Origin of the sequence: Chitinophaga pinensis DSM 2588, assembly GCF_000024005.1 — a bacterium.
GTDB lineage: Bacteria > Bacteroidota > Bacteroidia > Chitinophagales > Chitinophagaceae > Chitinophaga > Chitinophaga pinensis.
The window spans coordinates 8,383,776-8,405,814 of sequence record NC_013132.1 but is presented as its reverse complement, the minus strand read 5'-3'; the positions used below and the strand labels follow the sequence as shown (position 1 = coordinate 8,405,814).

The window sequence follows — 22,039 nt, the reverse complement described above, 5'->3', positions numbered from 1 at the left end:
TCCCTAATCTTTTACACATGAACAGGAAGCATTGGCTGATCTATGGCATCATTATATCGCTGGCGTTACTGATAATAGCCACAATTGTTTACCCCGGCGGTTCTTATGCAAGCGCCAATACTACCGGTTTTGACTGGGGCAATAACTATTTATGTAATCTGTTTAGTCCGAAGGCCATCAATGGCGCAGACAATACATCCCGGATCTGGGCCATCAGCGGCTGGTGTTTACTATGTGCCTGTTATGTCGCGTTTTTCATTGATTTTTCGAAAAGGATACCGGCTAAAGGAGCGGCGGCTAATATTATCAGATATACCGGTATCGGAGCGATGGTATTTGCATTCCTGGCGGTAACGCCTTATCATGATATCATGGTAACTATCGCAGATACCCTGGGTTTGCTCTGTGCATTTTATATTATGGTGTTTACGTTCAAGGCAAGGCTGCATCTGCTGGGTATCCTTTCCGTGATTACCTTACTGCTTTCTTATCTGATGACGTATATTTATTACAGTCAGCAATTTATACAGATATTACCTGTTGTGCAGAAAGTGGGTATTGTGACAGAAGTGATCTGGGTATTATCATTGCATTATGGTGCAAGGGCCGAAGATTTTCAGGTAAAGGAAGCCGCTTAGTGGAGCTGGTCGCAAATTATTGAATATGGAACCCTTACTACGATTTATTCATGCGATGACAACCTTTTCAGCAGAAAGCTGGCTACGTTTGCAACCGGCATTGTCAACGCAGGAATTTATGAAGAATGAATTTTTACTAAAGGAAGGAGCGGTTTGTACATCGCTCTTTTTTATTGAAAAAGGCTACTGCCGCAGTTTTCATGAAATAGATGGTATTGAAAAGAATACTGCTTTTTACCTGGAGAATGATATTGCTACCAATATCAGAAGTTTTGGCAGCGGAGAAAAATCTGCTGCCAGTATTATTGCCTGTGAACCGGTAAAGGCGATTGTTTTTGACAAAGCATTACTATTTGAGGCTGCGAAGCATACGCCTGAAATAGAGGCGTTGGGAAGGAACTGTATACGACTTTTTGCGGCGAAGCAGGACGAGTTTGCCACCTTGTTTAATATTTATGCTGCTAAAGACAGACTGGCTTATATAGAAGAAAAACATCCACAGCTTTTACAACGCGTTTCCCAGACGCAACTGGCTTCTTTCCTTGGCGTAGCAAGAGAAACCCTGAGCCGGATCCGGAAAAGAAGAGTTCCCTGATTAGATTTTGTGACGATTGTCACAGGTGAAAAATAAGCTGAATGCAGACTTTTGCGTTGCTGGCAGAGGCTGTATATGTACAGGTCTGCTTTTGGGATAGCTGTAGACAGATCACTTAAACTATAAAATGTAAGAAAATGGGAAAGCTTAAAAAGATAGATGCGCTGACAAATATTGTTACCTGGTTTGAAATACCCGTGGCAGATATTCAGCTCGCTAAGCAGTTTTACGAGACAATACTGGACATTACAATGACGATCCGTAATGACGGAGGGAATGAAGCGGTCTTCTTTCCTTATGATCCTGATACGGTGCAGGCTACTTCCGGGAGGGTAACAGGTGTTTTGTCAAAATCAGAGAAGAACACCCCTTCCACTAAGGGTACAATGGTGTATATCAATGCAAGCCCCTCCTTACAAACTGTACTGGACAGGGTAGCAGGAGCGGGCGGAAAAGTGGTAGTGCAGAAAACACAGATCCCGGCAGGATATATTGCAGTAATTATAGACTCCGAAGGGAACAGGGTGGGGCTCCATGCAGAGGAATAACGGATATGATCAATGCGTCCATATCATTCCCTGCGGATTCAGATTCCAGTGATATTTCTGTGCTTCACCAAAGCTGCTGAAATCCTGTTTTTTCCCCAGCACGATTTCTTCGTATGCAACGAACATCTGTCTGGCAGCAATGATAGGTTGCATACGACCAACACCTGTACATAGTCCGGGGATGGCGACGCTGTTAATCCGTTCGTCCCTTGTAGCAGCTATGAGCAATGCTTTCATTGCAAGATAGGCATTGATAGAAGTATCAATATTAAAGTTGGTAGGAATACGCATGGTCGGAGCGGAGATAAGATAGGGAATCGTCTTGTCTCCGGTTTCCATTACCATTGTCTGACCGATCAGTAATTCACCCTCAGGAGACGATTTTATTTTCGCCTGTAATTCTTTTTCCAGATGCCAGCCAAGTCTTTCTGATATTGCATAGTCGAGTGAGCCATCCATAAAGCCAAAAGAATTGGCCGGACTTACAATCGCATCAACTGCCAATTTTGTAATGTCGCCTTCTCTGATAACAACATCTGTGGCATCCGAGAAGAATTCTCTCCAGGCACTGACCATTTTATGGTTAGTGTCCATTAATATGTATTGCATGGTTGCTGCTTATTTTCCTAAAATTTGCTTTCTGTGTGTATCGCCCCAGGTTTTTAACTCTTTCATCAGTTTTTCAACAGATCTGCCATGTTTCGTCAGACTATATTCCACTACTGAAGAAGATTCTTCGCTGAAGGTACGGGCCAGCAGCTGGTTCATTTCCATCAGCTTCAGTTCTCTTGACAAGATCTTATCAGAGATACCTGGTATGTCACGGGATAGCTGCATAAAACGCTTTGGTTCGTATGCCAGCGATATCAGTATAGGAAGTGTCCATCTGCCCTGTATAGCGTCAAATGCGTCCCTTATGGATCTTACCGCGTCCTGACTGTTCTCATAGGAACATTTCTCCCCTGTAACGACTTCCGCTACTGCTGCTTTATCAGACATAAGTCCTTTCATGAAGGTTAGTAATCTGTTTTCGGTGGATAAAGCTAAGTAAGTTTGTTTAGAATTTAAACATAGCGATACGATGGAAACAACACCGGGGGCAGACTGGACTTATTTTCAGACCCTTAATGCCAACAGAAGGTCTGTCAGGGATTTTACAGGAGAACCGATTCCTGACAAAGATATGCAGGATATATTGGAAGCTGCCATGCTGGCCCCTTCCAGTGCAAATTCACAACCATACGAATTACATTGGGTGAAAGATCCTGTTGTTAAAGCATTGGTAGCGAAGGCTTGTAACAGTCAGCGGGCAGCGATGACGGCCACTTACCTGGTGGTTATTGTAGCCAGTAAAAAGATCACTAGGAACGCGATTAACAGGCAGCTCGATTACATCAGCGGGACTGATAAGATGGATGAACGGACCAAAGCTTATCACCTGAAGAATATGAAACCATGCGTAGTTTTCTGAATATCGGCGGACTACCCATCTGGTCGCCTTTATTATGGATCATCCGCCAGCTGATGCCAGTGTTTACATTATTCCCGCTTTCTCCTGCCGGTATGCGTCAATGGATGGCCAGAAACGCGATTTATGCTGTACAGAATATGATGCTGGCGGTAGCGGCAAAAGGCTATGATAGTTGTCCAATGGAGGGATTTAAGGCGCCCGCTATAGCGAAGATCCTGGGTTTATCTTATGGCTCGGTTATCCCGGTGGTCATCGCCGTAGGCAAAAGAACAGACGACGCGAAAATAGACCCGCAATGGCGAAAACCGGTGAATGAGGCAGTTATTGTACATTAACAGGGAGCCGCAAGCACTTACCCTATTGAGATGCTTTTATAATTTCTTTATTAGTCTTAGCTTTATATATACTGATAACGTTACGCTGCTCTCAGCGGATTTTCAATTTCAGCCGACTATCAAAGCATTGATATGAAATTTTTAGCTAAGCGCGCAGTCATGATATCGCTTTCCCTGATGATGGGGAATACACTTCTCTATTCTCAACACAAGGATCATAAGATGGAACAGTCACGATCTGCGGGCACTCATACAGTTGCCGATATTCAAGGTGCTATTTTATATAAGACAGTATCAGTTGGCGACTACCATATATTTTACAGGGAAGGGGGAAGTAGTGACAAACCAACCATTATCTTTCTGCACGGTTTCCCGTCTTCTTCCCGGATGTGGCAGCCGTTACTGGAAAAGCTCTCCGCTGACTACCATGTCATTGCGCCTGACTATATAGGCTTTGGGCATAGCAGTCAGCCTCCTGTTGACAGTTTTGACTATACTTTTGATAACCTGTCGGATTATACTGACAGGTTTATCACACAGCTGGGCTTAAACAGGTTTATATTGGTACAACAGGATTATGGCGGACCTATTGGTATGCGGATAGCTGAGAAACATCCGGAGAAAATACAAGCCATCATTGTACAGAATGCCGTCAGTCATAATGAAGGACTTTCACCTCTATGGGAAACCAGGAAAGCATTCTGGGCGAATAAGGGGCAATATTATGATGCCGTAAAAAAGAACTTTATCAGCTTTGAAGCGACTCGGCAAAGGCATATTGGTAGTACACCCGTACCGGAGCGGATCAACCCTGACAATTATACAGATGAATACCTGTTCCTGAATCAACCAGGTATGGCAGATATCCAGCTGGAGCTGTTTTACGATTACCAGAGTAATGTCAGATCATATCCCAGGTGGCAGGAATGGCTCAGCAAACATCAACCCAAAATGCAGGTCATATGGGGACAATATGATCCTTCTTTTACAGTAGCCGGCGCCTGGAAATACAAGGAGAATGTTCCGGATGCAGAGGTACATATTGTTGAAGGAGGACATTTTGCACTGGATGAAGCTGAGCCGGTTATTTTAAGTCTGATGCAGGATTTTCTAAAACGGATAACGGCGAAAACGGAGTAGTGGTCGGTTAACGTCCTTTCTTTTGTCTGAGCGTCAGTATCACTTCATATACATACAATGGTACTGCCCAACCCATCCAGAAGAGGGAAGGTGTGATCTCTTCGAAACTTCCCAGGGCTTGTACGAAGGGTAGTCTGAAGCTCAGGCCGGAGATAACAAATGCAATTGTCACGATATAACTTCTTGTCATCCACTCTTTATGCAGTTTGATCTGTTTTTTACGTACCACCCACCAGGCGATAAATGAAGAGGATATCCAGACGCTTACCCATACCTGCAGAGAAAAAGCATAAGCCCAATTGACTTTATAGGCAGTTGTAAAAGAGAGAATGACTGCACAGCAACTACTGGCCAGTATAGCGAGCAGATAAAGCGTACCCAATATGCGGTGAAGCAGCCAGTTTTTGGCGTGTAGTCTTTCCCAGAATTGTAGTGGTCCCAGTATCAATGCACCGCCGCCGGCAGTAATATGCAGGAGCAGTATCCATTTCAGTTCAAAGTATTTGCCAAGCGCTTCCGGTGTGAGTGTCAGGAAATGATCGGCGCCATGCATAAAAGACCAGGTGATATATACGATGACCACCCATAGGGATATTTTAAATATATCATTCCGCCCCCAGGCCGCTTGTGAAACTAAATTTTTCATATTCGATAGGTCGTTGATTGAACACAAAAATCAGGTATGCGAAGGGGGGAATCAATAACCGAAAAATTATTCGGTAACAGGATGCAGGCAGGGTAAGGATTGAGGGGTATTTGTCTTTCCGTTGACGACCTTTTTGACTTTATCCGAATAAGTAGCTCCCCATTGGTCCATTGATAAAATAACGGGCAAAATGCTTTGTCCCATAGCTGTCAATGAGTATTCTACGTGCAGGGGGAACCCTTTGTGTACTTTCTTACTGAGAATACCGAAGATTTCCAGTTCGCTTAGTTGCATTTCTACTACCCTTGGGGTGGCAGTGATCAATTTCCTTTGTATTTCGCTGGGTCTTTTGTAGCCACGGTTAATCAGGTCAACAATGCAGGGTTTCCATTTAGCGCCGAGTACTTTCATAAACACGGTAATACCACAGTCCAGATCCTCGGGGGTTTTTCTTTCATACGTCTGCATGGCGTTCATTTTGAGTGATACTGCAATTTAAGGCATTCGGTGGAATGGTGGTGATGCCGGCAGCCGTCGTTACAGCACACAAGACAACTTCGGGGCAGATTAATGGACTATCTTATCATCAGTTCATCGTCCTGAACTTGACAGGTGTCTTACCGGTCTTTTGCTTGAAAAGTTTGTTGAAATACTGCGGATATTCAAATCCCAGGGAATAGGCTATTTCACTCACCGATTTATTGGTGCTTAACAGGATATTTTTGGCTTCTTCGATCAGGTAGAAGTGGATGTGGTCCTGTGTATTTTTGCCGGTTTCTTTTTTGAGCAGATCGCTGAGGTAGCTGGGAGACAGGTGTACCTGTTCTGCCAGATATTTGACAGTTGGTAATCCTCTCTCGTGTATATCATTCTTCTTGAAGTATTCATTCAGCATCGTTTCAATCTGGGCTACTACAGCATTATTGGAACTTTTACGCGTGATGAATTGTCTGCCGTAAAACCGGATACAATAACTTAAAAGCAGTTCAAGTGTAGAAACGATAATATGCTGACTATAGATATCTATGTTTTCCCGTAATTCCGCTTCGATTTTGAGCACGCAGTCATATAGGATCTGTTTTTCTTTTTCCGAGAGGTGAAGTGCTTCGGAGATTTCATAAGAAAAGAAATTGTATTCTTTCATTTTATCACCCAGTGAAGTGCCCCTGATCAGATCAGGATGAAAGAACAGGCCCCATCCTGACATACTATCGGCGGTTTCAATTTCACTATCCATTTCTATGACCTGGTTGGGGGCCATACAAATAAGACTACCGTCCTGGAAGTCAATGTTCTTGCGACCGTATTTTACATAGTTATTCGCGTAGGTCTTGAACATAATACAGTAAAAGTCTGCGGAAATCTTTGTTCCATCTCCGACATGCCCTTTTACTTTACTGAAATCTATAATTGTGATCAGCGGGTGATGAAGATTTTCACCTGGCTGAAATAACTTTAACAGATCTGCTATCGTCTGTAGATAAACAAACTCACTCATGGCTGAAGAAGTGTAAACATTTTGTACCTAAATATACCTCAGAATCACCGGATCTTGTGGATAAATGAGCGTCATGTACATAATGACGCTCATTTATCGTAATAGATGGGTTATATACCAAACTGTTGTTTTATTGCCCCGAGAATGGTTGCGTCATCCAATTGCTGACGGTTGCCTATAAAGACCTTTGCATCTTCTCCGGCAGCATATCTCAGTTGATTACTATTATCGGTTGCGGCTTCATATATAACAGCTGCGATTGCCTCACCTGAGGATGCGTTTTCATATAAAGAGGATGTTGCCGCCATTACTTTTCCTACTAAGGGCTGGTACTCGCTAAGAGATTCATCATTGCTGAAATCAAAGGAGCGGCTTGCGAAGTCAGTCGCAATAGCGCCCGGTTCAATGATTTTTACTTTTCCGTTAAACTGTTCCACCTCGTAGGTTAAGGCTTCAGAAATACCTTCAACAGCGAATTTAGTCCCGTGATATAAAGCGCCTAAAGGGAATGTGATTTTGCCACCAATAGAAGAGATGTTGATAACGATACCGCTTTTTTGCTGGCGGAAGTGGGGTATTACCGCCCTGGTAACATCCAGAAGGCCGATTACATTGGTGTTGAACTGGCGGAGGATCTTTTCTCTTGGAAAGGATTCTAAAGGACCATAGGCGCCATATCCGGCGTTGTTGACCAGTACGTCGATATGCCCGAATTTCCGGATACCTTCCTGTACTGCATTTTCGATAGTAGAGATGTCCAGTACATCGAGGCGGGTAACCAATACATTATCTAAAGCTTTTAATACAGTATCGTTTTCGGGGTTACGCATGGTGGCAATGACATTCCATCCTTTTGTCTGAAAGAGTTTGGCAGTTTCATGACCCAGACCTGTACTTGCACCTGTAATGAGGATTGTTTTATTCATGATTTTGATGTTTAAGATGATGATGTAAAGGTCATATGAAAGGCGAAGCAGTACATAATACTAATTCCGGATGCTTGTATGCTTTTTACGGATTTACCGGATTCAAGAGAAAAAGTGAAGACGTTTTTGGATACATATTAGTGAGATACGGCTACTTTTCTGTTTTCAGTTGGACGGACATTTGTCGTTATAAAGTAATGACTATGAATAATATCGGACAGAGCGTATTAGGTAGCTGGGGATTAGAGGTGCCCACTATTGGTCTTGGTTGTATGGGTATGACAGGATTTGCCGGGGGGAGTGATCTGTATGGTGCTGCTGACGAAACGGTAGCCATCAGTACGATTCACAGAGCGCTGGAGCTGGGTTGTAACCTCCTGGACACCGCCGATATCTACGGCCCGTATTTAAATGAGCAATTGATTGCCAGGGCAATCAACGGAAAGAGAAGCCAATATATTATTGCTACTAAGTTTGGTTATGAGATCGATGACGAGGGACAGGCAACCTGGCAGATCAACGGGACGAAGCAATATGTAAAAAAAGCGGTGGAGCGCTCGCTTCGTCATCTTGGTACAGATTACATCGATCTATACTATCTGCATCGCCTGGATCCCAAGACGCCTATTGAAGAAACAGTTGAAGCAATGGCTGATCTTATAAGAGAGGGCAAGGTAGGGTATATCGGTTTATCAGAAGTATCCAGTGAAACTATTCACCGTGCTCACCAGATTCACCCTATTACAGCGGTACAGTCTGAATATTCCATTTTCGAAAGGAGTATTGAAACTGCGGGTATTATTGACACGCTTCAGAAACTGGGTATCGGTCTGGTAGCCTATTCTCCGTTGGGACGTGGATATCTTACAGGTAATATCACAAAGGCAGACGATCTGTCCGCTGATGACTTCAGAAGGCATATGCCACGTTTTCAGGGAGAACAACTGGAGAAGAATCTTGTCCTGGTCAGGAAGATTACTGCGATGGCAACAGAAAAAGGGATCACGCCTTCTCAGTTAGCGATTGCCTGGGTGTTAGCGAAAGGACATTTGCCTATTCCAGGTACCAAGCGCCCTGAATATCTGGAGCAGAATATAGCAGCCACTGCTATTCAGTTATCCGGTGAGGATATAAACAGGCTGGAATCGATCATTCCGCTGGGAACTGATCTGGGTGACAGGTATGATGCTGCGTCGATGAATAACATTGACCAGTAATGTTTATTTTTGTCATCAATTGTATGGAATGAAGAAAGAATCTCCATATCATGTAAAGACAGTATCCGAACAACATCGGATACTGTCTTTACCCAAACCATATCATCCGCTTGTCAGTGTATTTAATTTTGCGGATATGCAATATGATACTGATGAATGCTACCGGAGTATTTTGCTGGATCTGTATTGTATTTCCATTAAAAGATGTGTGACCCAGAAAGTGAAGTATGGACAAAGCCATTATGACTTTGATGAAGGAGTCATGTCTTTTCTGGCCCCGAAACAGGTCGTTTCTAATATTCCGGATGATCATCGGCCGGAAGGCTGGAGCCTGGTATTTCACCCGGATTTCATCCGCAGGCATCCATTAAATACCAGAATAAAGAGCTGCGAGTTTTTTAGTTATGCGGTTAATGAAGCGCTCCATCTCTCAGAAAGAGAAGAAGAGATGGTGATCGCTATTATGCAAATGCTCCGTACGGAGATAGAAAAGGGGATAGATCATTATAGTGAAGGTGTAATACTATCTTATATTGATCTGCTGTTGAGTTATTCTGAGCGGTTTTATAACAGGCAGTTCCTTACCCGGAAAACGATGAATAGTGATTTTTTGGTGAAGTTTGATGAATTATTGTCGACATATTTCGCAGAAGAGAGTACAGAAAATATAACGCTGCCGTCGGTACAATATTTCTCTGACAAACTGCATCTGTCTCCCAATTACCTGAGCAATATGCTTCGTTCGCTTACCGGTAAGAGTACGCAGCAGCATATACAGGACAAACTGATCGAGAAATCAAAAGAGCTCCTGACTACTACCAATTTATCGGTGGCTGAAATAGCCTACCTGTTTGGCTTTGAGTATCCACAGTCCTTTAATAAGCTATTCAAAAATAAGACACAATATACCCCGCTTGCTTACAGAAAACTTTTTAATTAACAGGTTTTTACTATTTTTGTATTGATTGATACAAAAATATGAAAGGAAGACCATCCACATTTGACCATGCGCGTGTTGTGGAAAAAGCGCAATCTGTATTCTGGCAGAAGGGCTTTGCTGCTACTTCGCTGGATGATCTGCTGAAGGCGACTGAAATGGGTAGCGGTAGCTTCTATAACACGTTTAAAGGTGGTAAGAAAGAGCTGTTCAGTAAGGCGATACAGCAGCGTAGACAGGCATTTATGGACTTCAAGGTGCTTTTGAAGAACAGTGCATCTCCCATCACTGAAATCAGGAACTTCTTTTTGTCGCTGGCTACGGCCAGTGAGCAGGAGCATCTGAAGGGCTGCATTGTTTCCAATACAGTGGTGGAAATGACTTTCCTTGATGAGGAACTGGAAGAGGAAGCGGTGACAATATTAAAAGAAGTAGAGATGATGTTTGCGGCGGCTATAAAGAAAGGGCAGGAGAGTGGAGAGATAAAGAACCAGGATACGCCGGAGTTACTGGCACGTTACCTGATTACGGTATGGAACGGGCTCAATATAACCAGGAGAATGTATCCCAGTAAGCAGGCCTTGCAGAAATTAATTGAAATGCAACTGTCAGTGATAAGCTGACATTTTTTTTAATCATTTTTGTATTGATCGTTACAAAAATAGTCATCAGATAAATATGGAGTTACAATTAAAGGGGAAAACGGCCTTTATCAGCGGGTCTACACAGGGAATTGGTTTTGCTGTAGCGCAGCAGTTATTGGAGGAAGGAGCGCATGTTATTATTAATGGGAGAACAAAGACGAGGGTAGATGAAGCCGTCCGGAAATTACTGTCAGGAGCACCGGAGGGAAATGTATCCGGTGTTGCGGCTGATTTTGGAAAGGAACAGGACGTGCGTCAGTTGTTAGAAACCCTGCCAGATGTGGATATCCTGGTTAATAATGTTGGTGTTTTTGCATTGAAGGACTTTGGAGGTATTACAGACAGCGAGTGGCAGTCTGTATTTGATGTAAATGTAATGAGCGGTGTACGTTTGTCAAGAGCCTTGTTACCCGCAATGATCGCGAAAAAATGGGGCAGGATACTTTTTATCAGCAGTGAGTCAGGGGTAAATGTGCCGGCCAATATGATTCATTATGGCATGACCAAAACGGCTATGCTTTCGTTGAGTAATGGATTATCTAAGCTGACCCGTGGTACGGCAGTAACCGTGAATACAATTCTTGGCGGACCGACTTATTCAGATGGTGTGGCAGGTGCTGTAAAACAGATTGCACAAGCCAGCAATACCGGTGAAGAGGAAATGAAAACGGCTATTTTACAGAATACTAACCCACATTCATTGTTACAGCGATTCATTGCACCGGAAGAAATAGCAGGTATAGCCGCCTACCTTTGTAGTCCGTTGTCAGCCGCCATAAATGGTGCTGCTATCAGGGCGGATGGAGGTGTATTAAATACGATATTATAAGCGGATGCTCAATTATTGTGATGTGTTCAGGGCCTTCAGCGATAGCTGGGGGCTTTAAGATTTATTCTTTGCTGATCAGTGCTTCCTGAATTAGCGGTTATTGCTCATGTATTGATCAGCTGTCTCCATTGACGTCGCCATGCAGGGGCTTCGAAAGGATCCGCAAAGTACTGCGTTTCATGTACCACTTTATCATTTTGAAACTCCATAGTACTTACAGTGTACGCAGGATATCCCTGATAGGTGATTGTGTATTCAGTGATTCAGAGATGGCCTCTACCGACAATCCGTCTTTTTCTCAAAGTTAAATTGCATAGATTTACAGTACAGATACAGAAAACGTAAATATTAGTGATACAGATGTGAAAACGTATAAATTTGAGGTGTTTACCACCACCATTGAGAAAAACATTATAGATGGGGTCTTCAAACCCGGTCATAAATTGCCATCTGTACGCGAACTGAAGGAGCAGTATCGAACAAGCACCAGCACTATACAGAATGGCTACGAATATCTTATTATCCGTGGACTGGTAGAAAGTGTGCCTAAATCGGGCTATTTTGTCAGCAACAGGCGGGAGACAGCGACACAACAGGTAAAAACCCAATTGCGACCTGTAGTCAGGGATGCTATTTTTAAACAGCATCTCGGACTTACAACTTCATTGCGGGCAGGGAGAAAATTGTCCGAATTTAATGTAGCCGCTCCGGGAGATCTGTTAATGCCTCAAAAACTATTGCTGCGTACCATGCAGCAGGTGATCAGAGAGAAGGGAGCGGAGTTATTAAGATATTATCCGTCCAGTGGCTCGACAGAACTGAAGAACAATATCGTTAAAAGGGCTGTCGCGCATCAAATGATTATCAATCCGGAGGAATTGCTTATTACAGATGGCGCCTTGCAGGCGCTATATATCGCTTTAGCAGCTGCATGTAATACCGGTGACGTAGTAGCTATCGAAAGTCCGTGTGTATTTTCTGTATTGGAAGTTATCAGGATGCTCAACCTGAAGGTAATTGAAATACCAGTTGACTTACATACAGGTTTTGATGTTGACTTTTTAAGGAAAGCTTGTCATAATAACGCCGTTAAGGCGGTGGTAGTAACACCTAATTTCCATAACCCAACAGGATCATTGCTGACAAACGAGCAAAAAGAAGCACTGTTATCTATAGCACACCAGTATAACATCGCACTCATCGAAAATGATATTTATGGTGATCTGAACTTTCACGGTTCCCGTCCTTCTACTATAAAAGGGATTGATGACAGTGGTCTTGTACTAACATATTCATCGTATTCAAAAACACTTGCTCCGGGAATACGTCTCGGCTGGTTATCTGCCGGGAAATTTATGGAACGTGCAGAGCAGATCAGGTTTGCATTAGGTAGTACTGTTTCGCCATTGTATCAGGAGACTGTCAATCGTTTATTGAGCGCCAGCAGTTATGACCGGCATATCCGTACTTTCAGAATGCAGCTGGCAAAGAATGCATACTTTACTGTTAACTTAATCTCAGATAATTTTCCAGAGGGAACTGCAATTGTAACGCCTCAAGGGGGATATAATCTTTGGGTGAAGATGCCCGATCATACTGATATGCATTATTTCTACGATCAATGTGAAAAAATCGGCGTACGGTTCACGCCTGGCTATACCTTTTCTTTTTCAGGTACATTCGATAAATATTTCAGATTGGTATTTGCAGATAAGTACTCTTCCAAAAGAATTGAAGCAATCAAGCTTGCAGGACAACTATTTCGTTAGCATCTGTACTGGTTATATTTTCAAAATGTGTACAATCCAGGTTGTATGCAAACCATATAATTTTGCCTGTATATATTATAACAGGTCATGAATATAATCACAAAATTTACATTAAGCACAAAGCCTGGTATAGACGTGCTTTTGATGCTGACTAAGGCGCTGGCAATAGAAAAGTATTCATCTATCCTGGAGGAAAAATTACTTACCCGCTACATCGCTCAAAATTTCAATAAGGAAGCGCTTATTGCTGAAACCAACAATATGTCGAATCAATGGCTGGTAGTTTATGTAGATGATCAACCGGCGGGATATGCCCGGATAACATCTAAAGGTAAAAGACCCGGCATTTTGGATGGTAAAAGGGCCATCCATATCGCAGATTTCGGTGTACTGCAGAAATATACGGAGGCAGCCGTAAAAGATTCACTTATTGAAAAGTGTCTCATTGTATGCAGATCATTCGAAGGTATCTGGATAAACGAACATAGTAGCAGTCCGTTAATCGGCTTTTTTGAAAGCAATGGATTCTTCCCGCAAAAGGAAACTTTCCAACTTGATGAGTTACCCATCTCCTCAGTGTGTCTGATACGCAATAGCTGATCAGGGCTTACCCAATGCACTTTACTATAGCTTTCTGATAATTTCTTAGTTAATGTTCCGGAATCACGGACATTGACATTCATTGGTCTGCGATATTACCATCATGTTTATCCTGTAATATCATTATACATATTTTTATGATTATACAAACTAAAGATTTGCCTGCTATCACTGTGTCTCCGTCCCATAACAGGGCATCAAAGGGAGAAGTTGTGATCGTCTCACTTGCTACATTTATCATCTTTTTTCAGGCATTTATGGTAGCACCGCTACTACCGGAGTTGGCCAGTCTCTTCGGCAGCACCGTCCGGCAAACCAGTTTTATTGAGCCTGTATACTTATTGGGATATGGCGTATTTACGCTTGTATATGCGCCGTTAAGCGACCGTTATGGCCGGTTTAAGATCATTGTATATTCTTTGTGTCTGTTCATTATTTTTTCTGCTTGTACAGCATTTGTGGAAAGTACAAATCAGATGATCCTGTTACGGTTATTAACAGGGATCAGTGCTGCGGGGATAGCGCCTACGACGATCAGCTGGATCAGTGACCGCTTCCCTTATGCAGAGCGGGGCTATGCATTGGGTATCTTCTTTGGTTGTATGGCTGGGGGGATGGCTTTTGGGTCAAGCGTTGGAGCGCTACTGGCTGAGTTTGTTGGTTGGGAGACCTTGTTTTTGCTTGTTGCTTTTTCAGGTAGCATTGTGTTACTGTTGAATGTTTATTACCGCCGTCGTCTTTACCCTGATATGCCGAAATCATCATCTCAGGTGTCACTTTTGACAATCTTCCGGGAAATATTATCAACGCCTGGCGCAAAGGGTACTTATTTTTTTGTTTTTGAGAATGGATTGTTTCATAGTGGGGTTTTCGCCTGGTTGGGTGTATATTTTTACAATGTTTATCATCTCAATGAACGCGGCATTGGATTGGCCCTTTTGGGATATGGCATCCCTGGTTTGCTTTTAGGACCTGCGCTTGGTCGTATGGCCGATCGGATTGGCAGAAAACGAATTATTCCGCTAGGTATTGTTTTAGGTGGTGTCACCGTTATGTTGCTGAGTTGTATACCATCGTTATCCATAGCGTGTATGTTAGTGGCAATATTGTCATTGAGCTTTGATTTAACACATCCATCTTTAGCTACAATTGTGACATCATTTAGTAAAAAGAATGCAGGTGGTTCGACTGGTTTATTTGCATTTTTCCTTTTCATGGGATATGGTTTCGGTAGTCTGCTATTTAGTTTGCTGGTTTCGATAGGACTTGTTGAAACATTGCGGATATTTGGTTTGATCGCGATCACTGCATCATTTGTAGCCAACAGATTTTTCCGCTTTGTCTAATCAGGTTGGGTCTTAGTATCATCAAAAACGGTAAAATTCTTTTTTTGATCTGATACGTATATTTGCACTGTATGCGTCTTCAACTATATAACGCCATAGAAAAATTACAGCCTTACATAAGGTTAATATGTACTATGGAGTGTGATGATGATATCGATACACGTCACGTACGCGTGTTACCTGATACCTGTGCAGAGTTGTTTGTAAACTATACGACCACTCCGCTGGCCATCATTGACAAAGCATTGTACAGACGCAGTATTATCACTTCACGCATGAGTCAGCCAATGGATGTGCAGATGCGTAAGGGATCGGGTGTAATTGCCATTTGTTTTCAACCGGGCATGGCATATAAATTTTTCCATCAACCCATGCATACATTAACCGATACTACAGTTGAGTTGGCAGATGTATGGGAGGACATGGCTACAGAAATGGAAGACCAACTGGCAGACGCAGGTAATAATGTTGCACGCGTAGCTATTGTGCAGCAATATCTTCTCCGGCAGCTGGCGAATAGTAAGGATGATCAGCAGATAACAAACTGTTTGCTGCTGGCACAGCGTTCGCCTGCGTCCTTGTCTGTAAAAGCGCTTACTGAAAATACCGGAATCAGCCAGCGCTATCTCTTACGTAAATTTCAACAATACGTTGGTCTTTCCCCCAAAGAGTATCTGAAAGTAAACAGGTTTGTACGGTCATTGCAATATCTGAAAAAATATCCTGATCAATCGCTGACACATATAGCTTACGAAAGCGGATATTATGACCAGGCGCATTTTATACGTGATTACAATACTTATTCAGGACATACCCCCAAAGAAGTGGCTCAGTCACAGCATATTTTATATTGAGGTCCGTTTTGTACAATTTCAGGTAATTGCTATTGTGGAGCTTTGTGCTATAAAAACGAGCATATGCGTAAAGTAATTTTAGGTCTGGCTATAAGCCTGGATGGTTTTATCGAAGGTCCGAACGGGGAGTACGACTGGTGTTTTAATGATCAGGACTATGGATTGAATGATTTTTTTTCCCGTGTGGACACTATTTTCATTGGTCGTAAGAGCTATGAAATGGCGCAGCAACATGCTGATAATAACAATGGAGAGGTTGTACCAGGTATGCCACGTATGAAGGAATATGTATTTTCGAATACACTAAGGCAGGTGAAAGAAGGTGCTATCCTTGTTGCTGGAGATAGTATTGCTGAGGTGCGCAAAATAAAAGAACAAGCTGGTAAAGATATCTGGTTGTTTGGGGGGGCATCGCTTACAGACGCGTTCATGAGAGAAGGGTTGGTGGATGAGTTATGGTTGTCTGTGCACCCTATCATTTTGGGCGCTGGGAAACCACTGTTTCATCCGCAGGAGAACCGCACCCGACTTACGCTACTTGATAGTAAAACCTACAATACCGGACTTGTGTCATTATGGTATAAAATAGGGTGATAACATACAGCGTACATCTATTGCTGATAGATAATCAGTTTTTCAAGAAGCGCGGGGCGCGTATTATCAGCATTGATCACAGGTACAATATGAACAGAGCAAATCAACAGGAGAATATTAATGCCATACTGGAAAAGATCCATAAAAAAGGTATTAACAGCCTTAGTAAAAAAGAGAAAGATTTGCTAAACCGTTACTCAGGATCTAATTAATCCGCTACTTTATATTACCTACGTTAAAGCATACTTTTGTAAATATTGTATGGAACATTACAATGCAAATCCCATTTTTATGAAACAATTTTTCCTTGTACTTGTGCTTTCCCTGTTTACATTTTGTCACAGTAACAATGTCACCAGTAATCAATCAGACACCACTGTAACCCCGATAATACAGGATACAATGGCTGCGCAAACGCCAATCAATATAATTGATAGTACATTTTTTAAGATAAACGACCAGTTTCCGTGGATGGGGGATACGATTCGTAGCTATATTCAGTTATCAACAAATGAAATGGTGAAGTCCTTCGTTAAGGACAGTTCTATTGTGTTTATGTACGATGGAATTGAAAATACAGATACCGGTAGCTATGTTAGGGTACAAATAGGGGCGGATGTCAATAATGGGGAGGGCGTGATATTTTCAACTGCCCAATGGGTCAGCGTCGATACCCTGAGTCGTGAAATCTATGAGTATGATATTGCTGCTGATTCAAGTCGTTTGTGGATCAGGCCGTAGTAAAATAATTGCTGCTTAGATACGCCGTATGGTAGTGAGCAGCATTTCGATTGGAAATCGCAGATCACTGATCTGTAATAAAAAAGCCTTCAGAAAAGATCTGAAGGCTTTTTATATGCTGTGGGGCAGCAGGCTCAAAGCGTTGGAATGACTAAAACCAGTTAGAATTTGATAGAAAGCTGCTGTGAAACAAGCTTGTCATTCTTATAGTATTCAAAATACCATTCCCCGTTCTTTTTGAATACAATGCCTTTTTCCACACCATTATCTGCAATGAAATTATCCGGTTGTGATGTTTTCAGCAATGTCATTACCTTCTTAGGAGAGGTATCAATCAGCTGGTAACCATTGGCATTTGCCTGTGCGTATAAGACGTCTTTGTTCTCTGAGATTGTAGCCGGCGTGGCAGCAACTGGCGCAGGTGAAGCGCTGGGAGTTGTTTGTGGTATCTGGGCGGTTTGAGTAGGCTGAGCTGCCTGAATAGCACCGGTACTGTCATATTTATATTGTGCGGCTGTCAGAGAGACAAATGCCTTTGCTAAGGCCTCTCTGTAAGCTGCGCTCCATTCTTTCTCTCTACTGATGCCTTCCTGACCTTTATAGACAACATTGCCCTGACAATCTTTTAACACCAGACTTAAACTAGTGGCTAAAAACTTCTTTTTCTCCACAAGTTCCGCTTTTAACGCACTACATTTATTATTGACAATATCAGCCGGTAGAGGGTCGTTAGTCATGAAACTCATAAATCCTAAATTCTCCAGATAAGATTTTGTAAGCGTACTAAGCCCATATTGATCGTCCTGTTTGAATATATCAAATCGTTGTGGTACCAAAACGTATTTGTAATTATTGATGGTATTTTGTGACCGGGCTGTAACGGCAAAAAACATTGCCAGCATTAAGGCAACTACTTTCATATATGTATGATTATTAAAGTACTGTAACGAATATAAGCAAAACGCTCATAAAAATTAGAAAAGTCTCCCCGCTTTACCAGATCTTGATCCGCTTATCTTCGTCCAGGTATAATTTCTGTCCGGGTTGTACATTAAAAGCTGTATAAAAAGCCGCTATATTCATCAATGGGCCATTTACACGCCACATAGGGGGAGAATGAGGGTCGTTATTTACCCAGTAACGGAGGTATTCATCTTTCATTTTCACCCGCCAGATCCTGGCTATTGAAAAGAAAAAGCGCTGATCAGGTGTAAAACCGCCAATTCTTGAGGTATCCTGGCCTTGCTTGGTCATTTTAAAAGCATCATATGCGACCGCTACCCCGCTTATATCTGCTGTGTTTTCTCCTACTGTAAGCGCACCTTTTATGTGCATACTATCCAGTACCGTGAATTTGCTGTAGAGGTCTATGACCTGTTGTGTTTTTGCCTTAAATTTCTCATAATCTTGAGGTGTCCACCAGCTTTTAACATTACCGTTTTTGTCAAACTGGGCGCCCTGGTCATCAAATGTATGCGTCATTTCATGTCCGATTACCATGCCAATACCACCATAGTTAAGTGCGTCATCCGCATTATTATCAAAGTATGGTGGTTGCAGAATGCCGGCTGGAAAAACAATCTCGTTGGCGTAAGGATTGTTATAGGCGGTAACAGTGGAAGGTGTAGTAAACCACTCTGTCTTGTCAACAGGCTTCCCGAGTTTGGCCAGGTTATATTGGAAGTTATTTGCGGCGGCCGATACTATATTTTCAAAATATTTATTCCTTATAACGGTTACATGCTTGTATTCGCGCCATTTATCGGGGTATCCGATCTTTTTGGTGATGGCAAATAATTTTTCCTTGGCTTTTTGTTTGGTGCTGTCACTCATCCAGTCGAGATGATCTATTCTGTTAGAGAACGCTTTCTGCAGATTATTCACAAGCTCCAGCATCCGCGTTTTGGCAGACTCTGGAAAATATAGCTTGGTATATAATTGTCCCAGTGCCTGACCGAGATAGTTATCTACTACGCCTGACATCACCTCGCCACGTGTTTTTTGCATGGCCTGTCCTGTAAGGGCTTTATTATATTCAAAGGCCGCATCCACAAAAGGCTTACTGAGATAATCCGCGTAGTTGCTGATATAATTTGCCCTCAGATATGTTTTCCAATCCTCAAGCGGAACTGTTTTGAAGAGTGTGTTCAGCTTATCATAATAGCCAGATTGGGCTACATCCAGCGAATCAAAGGTAGCCCCGAGCTGTTTAAAAACGGTAGCCCAACCTATATTTGCTTGTTGTTTATTTAAGTCAGCCAGCGCTACTTTATGGAAATTACCTTTTACGTCCCGTAGTTCGATATTGGTCTTATGTGAGGAAGCCAACTGCTTTTGGATATCGTAAACAAGGGCAGCATTTTTTTGCGCTAAAGCTGCATCGCTTCCTGTCAACGTAAAGAGATCAGTAAGATATTTTTTATATGCCTGCTGTATGGCAATGGTGGAAGTGTCAGTCTTGAAGTAATAATCCCTGTCAGGCATACCAATACCAGTTTGATAAATATGCCCCATATTCATGCTACTGTTTTCCTGATCAGGTAAAATCTGAAAGTCAATTAGAGATATGTTTGACAATTTGGTTTCTTCCGCCACGAATGTGAGCATATCAGCAATACTGCCAATGGCGTCGATCCGCTGTAAGCCTGTTTTGAGTGGCCCAAATCCACGCTGATTGATGATAGTAGTGTCCATTCCGGCAGCAAAGAAATCACCGATTTTTTGTTCAAGGCTGCCAGCGGGATTGTTGCTTTTTGACACGCTGTCAAGGATACCCTGTAACTTCAGTCGTTGCTGATAGTTCATAAACCGGTATGCACCTACGCCCGATTGGCTGGGTGGTATTTGTGCGGTATCATACCATTTTAAATTTACATAATTATAAAAATTATCGCCAGGCTGGATGGTTGAGTCAATCCCTTCAATAGCAATGAAGGTTTTTTCAGTAGTTTGTTGCTTGCAGGCAACAAAAGAACCTAAGAAAAGCGATAGTAAGAACCAGTTTTTCATATAGATTATATTAATGGCCAAATGATGTTGACTGATTGATAAAGATATCGTTTCTATCTAAGTTTTTATCAAATCTCCTTTATCTGGGGATGCTGCGATATCCGGTAATAACCTTTCTTTTTTGCTGGGCAACCTGGAAACTATGGTCTGCAAAGGTTATTTGTAATAAAAGTAGTGTATAATAGTGTAAATATTGTGTTTGCTCTACGTTTAGACGCAAAAACTGCAAAAATGAGAACAATAAGAAGCAAGAAAGATTGGGAAAAGTTACTGAATGAAATGGTCGGGCGACAATGATGTATCGGGACCTGGGCAACTATTCAAAGGTCTTCGAATTACACCAGCTTACACAGACACTGAACAATACAGCTTCAATTGAATTGGCGTATTGTTATTACTATGGAGTTGGAACTCCAATTGACAAAAGGAAAGCGTTTGAGATTTTTGAAAGAATTGCGGGAGAGGAATCTCAGGGAACGAATTATCAATATGAGGAGATGACGCAAACTATTTCCTGGGCGTTTTTATCTGGAGGGATTAATTGTGGAAAAATCAATAGAAAAGGCAAGATTCTATTTCGGAAAAGCTGATGTTGATAATGACCACAGGAATGCGAGTGAAATGTTATTATTGATCGGACGTAAATAATGATATAAATCAGGCGCAAAAAAGGCTGTATCATTAGTATGATACAGCCTTTTTTGAACTTATATTATTTAATTAGTATCTCTTGTCACGCGCTTCACTTTTACTGTTACCTCATAAGTACCCTCCTGGTAGATATTAAACTGAAACCTTGGATTCGCACTATATATCTGCTTGTTATCCGGAGCATAACCAGGGTCAGCTATTACATACTGACTGGGAATACGGTAATAGATCAGGTAACCGTAAGTACTTTGCTTCAAAGGAAACGGTGTTGTCTCGAAATTACAGGTCATTGTGGAATCTGTATATACGAGTGGATGGAACTGCGCATAAGTACCAAAATCGCTACGATCACCTCTTCTGATAATTTCTCCTGCAGAAGGATTGAATGGCTTGCCATTTTTGTCTGTTATTTTCAGGACAATATTGGTGCCCTCGTCAGAAGTCTTTACGATGGTTACTTCAGGTGCTCCGATGTCATAACTGGTAGTTGTACCATCAAGAAACAAAGCAGCTCCACCGGCGCCGATTACATAGGGCGCATCATCAACCAAAGTAAAGGAGGCGATGTTCTTGAAGGTTTTAGTGCCATTTTCGTTGGTGGCTTGTATATCAAAATCGTATTTGCCCAAAGGGACTTTGGTCGTTGTATTATAAAAGGTAAATGCGCCTGTATGAATATTGAAATCGAAGGGCGGTTTATTTACCAGTTGTCTTTTCTTATTCAACAGGTCTACGGTAGTATCTGTATCTGGATTAAACTCACCGATCCATTCGTAGCGGCTGTAAGAAGCAAAGAGTGAATCTGCATGATGGCCTGAGCTGTCCCTGATATCGAGTAGTTTATATACTACCGGTGCGCTGGAACCATCATTACTAACCGCAACAGTTTGCTCTATTTGTCCGCGTTTTACCTCCATCGGATTATCAACATACCGTATCTGGTTACTCAGGTAACCATTTTCCACCTTTTTACAGGCAGATGAAAGCGCAACGGCTGCAAGCAATGCATAAGCAGTAGCTTTGAAATTACTATTCATGATAATAGAAATAA

26 protein-coding genes are annotated in these 22,039 nt (G+C 42.2%); 17 read left to right on the top strand and 9 right to left on the bottom strand.

Annotation, left to right across the window (positions count from 1 at the left end; translation table 11 throughout):
* Window positions 1-17 precede the first annotated feature (17 nt).
* The 3 genes from CPIN_RS33225 (at window position 18) to CPIN_RS33215 (ending at window position 1,781) form a co-directional block, all read left to right on the top strand.
* The gene (locus tag CPIN_RS33225; RefSeq protein ID WP_012794275.1) at window positions 18-638 is read left to right on the top strand and encodes a hypothetical protein; all 621 of its coding nucleotides are present in this window, start codon (window positions 18-20) and stop codon (window positions 636-638) included.
* Window positions 639-663: 25 nt separating this feature from the next.
* The gene (locus tag CPIN_RS33220) at window positions 664-1,233 is read left to right on the top strand and encodes a Crp/Fnr family transcriptional regulator (protein WP_012794274.1); all 570 of its coding nucleotides are present in this window, start codon (window positions 664-666) and stop codon (window positions 1,231-1,233) included.
* A 137-nt stretch (window positions 1,234-1,370) separates the two neighbouring features.
* Window positions 1,371-1,781, top strand: coding sequence for a VOC family protein (locus CPIN_RS33215; RefSeq protein WP_012794273.1), 411 nt, complete (start codon window positions 1,371-1,373; stop codon window positions 1,779-1,781).
* A gap of 9 nt (window positions 1,782-1,790) precedes the next feature.
* On the opposite strand, the gene CPIN_RS33210 is transcribed toward CPIN_RS33215, so the two are convergent.
* Together CPIN_RS33210 and CPIN_RS33205 are read right to left on the bottom strand one after the other, a co-directional pair.
* Window positions 1,791-2,390: a macro domain-containing protein gene (locus CPIN_RS33210; RefSeq protein WP_012794272.1), complete on the bottom strand. Its 600-nt coding sequence runs from the start codon at window positions 2,388-2,390 to the stop codon at window positions 1,791-1,793.
* A 9-nt stretch (window positions 2,391-2,399) separates the two neighbouring features.
* Entirely contained in the window at window positions 2,400-2,792 is a 393-nt protein-coding gene (locus CPIN_RS33205; RefSeq protein ID WP_012794271.1) for a winged helix-turn-helix transcriptional regulator, read from the bottom strand.
* Window positions 2,793-2,862: 70 nt separating this feature from the next.
* Between CPIN_RS33205 and CPIN_RS38555 the strand changes: the two genes are divergently transcribed.
* The 3 genes from CPIN_RS38555 (at window position 2,863) to CPIN_RS33195 (ending at window position 4,727) form a co-directional block, all read left to right on the top strand.
* Window positions 2,863-3,252 carry a nitroreductase family protein gene (locus tag CPIN_RS38555; RefSeq protein WP_052306925.1) on the top strand — a complete coding sequence of 130 codons (390 nt, stop codon included), beginning with the start codon at window positions 2,863-2,865 and terminating at the stop codon, window positions 3,250-3,252.
* Entirely contained in the window at window positions 3,237-3,587 is a 351-nt protein-coding gene (locus CPIN_RS38550) for a nitroreductase family protein (RefSeq protein ID WP_052306924.1), read from the top strand. Before CPIN_RS38555 ends, CPIN_RS38550 begins: the two co-directional genes overlap by 16 nt.
* A gap of 132 nt (window positions 3,588-3,719) precedes the next feature.
* A complete protein-coding gene (locus CPIN_RS33195) occupies window positions 3,720-4,727 on the top strand; it encodes an alpha/beta fold hydrolase (protein ID WP_012794270.1) in 1,008 nt (335 codons plus the stop codon).
* A gap of 7 nt (window positions 4,728-4,734) precedes the next feature.
* Here the strand turns inward: CPIN_RS33195 and CPIN_RS33190 are convergent, their stop codons facing one another.
* From CPIN_RS33190 to CPIN_RS33175, 4 genes are all read right to left on the bottom strand, one after another.
* Complete coding sequence (locus tag CPIN_RS33190; protein ID WP_012794269.1) at window positions 4,735-5,373, bottom strand: DUF2306 domain-containing protein; 639 nt, start codon at window positions 5,371-5,373, stop codon at window positions 4,735-4,737.
* A gap of 66 nt (window positions 5,374-5,439) precedes the next feature.
* Window positions 5,440-5,841: a winged helix-turn-helix transcriptional regulator gene (locus tag CPIN_RS33185; RefSeq protein WP_012794268.1), complete on the bottom strand. Its 402-nt coding sequence runs from the start codon at window positions 5,839-5,841 to the stop codon at window positions 5,440-5,442.
* A 118-nt stretch (window positions 5,842-5,959) separates the two neighbouring features.
* Window positions 5,960-6,871 (bottom strand): helix-turn-helix domain-containing protein, encoded by a 912-nt coding sequence (locus tag CPIN_RS33180; RefSeq protein WP_012794267.1) that lies wholly within the window; start codon window positions 6,869-6,871, stop codon window positions 5,960-5,962.
* A gap of 110 nt (window positions 6,872-6,981) precedes the next feature.
* Window positions 6,982-7,797, bottom strand: a complete 816-nt coding sequence (locus tag CPIN_RS33175) for an SDR family oxidoreductase (RefSeq protein WP_012794266.1) — start codon at window positions 7,795-7,797, stop codon at window positions 6,982-6,984.
* A 203-nt stretch (window positions 7,798-8,000) separates the two neighbouring features.
* Between CPIN_RS33175 and CPIN_RS33170 the strand changes: the two genes are divergently transcribed.
* The 11 genes from CPIN_RS33170 to CPIN_RS33120 all read left to right on the top strand — a co-directional run bounded on the left by CPIN_RS33170 (window position 8,001) and on the right by CPIN_RS33120 (window position 17,328).
* Entirely contained in the window at window positions 8,001-9,014 is a 1,014-nt protein-coding gene (locus CPIN_RS33170; RefSeq protein ID WP_044223068.1) for an aldo/keto reductase, read from the top strand.
* A 28-nt stretch (window positions 9,015-9,042) separates the two neighbouring features.
* Window positions 9,043-9,954, top strand: coding sequence for a helix-turn-helix domain-containing protein (locus CPIN_RS33165; protein ID WP_012794264.1), 912 nt, complete (start codon window positions 9,043-9,045; stop codon window positions 9,952-9,954).
* Window positions 9,955-9,992: 38 nt separating this feature from the next.
* Window positions 9,993-10,574, top strand: coding sequence for a TetR/AcrR family transcriptional regulator (locus CPIN_RS33160; RefSeq protein ID WP_012794263.1), 582 nt, complete (start codon window positions 9,993-9,995; stop codon window positions 10,572-10,574).
* A 55-nt stretch (window positions 10,575-10,629) separates the two neighbouring features.
* A complete protein-coding gene (locus CPIN_RS33155) occupies window positions 10,630-11,424 on the top strand; it encodes an SDR family NAD(P)-dependent oxidoreductase (RefSeq protein WP_012794262.1) in 795 nt (264 codons plus the stop codon).
* A 362-nt stretch (window positions 11,425-11,786) separates the two neighbouring features.
* Window positions 11,787-13,193, top strand: a complete 1,407-nt coding sequence (locus tag CPIN_RS33150; RefSeq protein WP_052306923.1) for an aminotransferase-like domain-containing protein — start codon at window positions 11,787-11,789, stop codon at window positions 13,191-13,193.
* A gap of 87 nt (window positions 13,194-13,280) precedes the next feature.
* Window positions 13,281-13,793: a GNAT family N-acetyltransferase gene (locus CPIN_RS33145; RefSeq protein ID WP_012794260.1), complete on the top strand. Its 513-nt coding sequence runs from the start codon at window positions 13,281-13,283 to the stop codon at window positions 13,791-13,793.
* Window positions 13,794-13,930: 137 nt separating this feature from the next.
* Entirely contained in the window at window positions 13,931-15,139 is a 1,209-nt protein-coding gene (locus CPIN_RS33140) for an MFS transporter (protein WP_012794259.1), read from the top strand.
* 71 nt (window positions 15,140-15,210) lie between these two features.
* Entirely contained in the window at window positions 15,211-15,993 is a 783-nt protein-coding gene (locus CPIN_RS33135) for an AraC family transcriptional regulator (RefSeq protein WP_012794258.1), read from the top strand.
* 63 nt (window positions 15,994-16,056) lie between these two features.
* Window positions 16,057-16,587 (top strand): dihydrofolate reductase family protein, encoded by a 531-nt coding sequence (locus CPIN_RS33130; protein WP_012794257.1) that lies wholly within the window; start codon window positions 16,057-16,059, stop codon window positions 16,585-16,587.
* Complete coding sequence (locus CPIN_RS39725) at window positions 16,584-16,799, top strand: DUF6576 domain-containing protein (RefSeq protein ID WP_012794256.1); 216 nt, start codon at window positions 16,584-16,586, stop codon at window positions 16,797-16,799. The genes CPIN_RS33130 and CPIN_RS39725 overlap by 4 nt, the downstream gene beginning before the upstream one ends.
* A 79-nt stretch (window positions 16,800-16,878) precedes the next feature.
* Window positions 16,879-17,328, top strand: a complete 450-nt coding sequence (locus CPIN_RS33120) for a hypothetical protein (protein ID WP_148230689.1) — start codon at window positions 16,879-16,881, stop codon at window positions 17,326-17,328.
* 161 nt (window positions 17,329-17,489) lie between these two features.
* On the opposite strand, the gene CPIN_RS33115 is transcribed toward CPIN_RS33120, so the two are convergent.
* The 3 genes from CPIN_RS33115 to CPIN_RS33100 form a co-directional block, all read right to left on the bottom strand.
* The gene (locus CPIN_RS33115; protein ID WP_012794254.1) at window positions 17,490-18,248 is read right to left on the bottom strand and encodes a hypothetical protein; all 759 of its coding nucleotides are present in this window, start codon (window positions 18,246-18,248) and stop codon (window positions 17,490-17,492) included.
* A gap of 73 nt (window positions 18,249-18,321) precedes the next feature.
* Complete coding sequence (locus tag CPIN_RS33110; protein ID WP_012794253.1) at window positions 18,322-20,337, bottom strand: M13 family metallopeptidase; 2,016 nt, start codon at window positions 20,335-20,337, stop codon at window positions 18,322-18,324.
* Window positions 20,338-21,053: 716 nt separating this feature from the next.
* Window positions 21,054-22,025, bottom strand: coding sequence for a DUF5007 domain-containing protein (locus CPIN_RS33100; RefSeq protein WP_012794251.1), 972 nt, complete (start codon window positions 22,023-22,025; stop codon window positions 21,054-21,056).
* Window positions 22,026-22,039 lie beyond the last annotated feature (14 nt).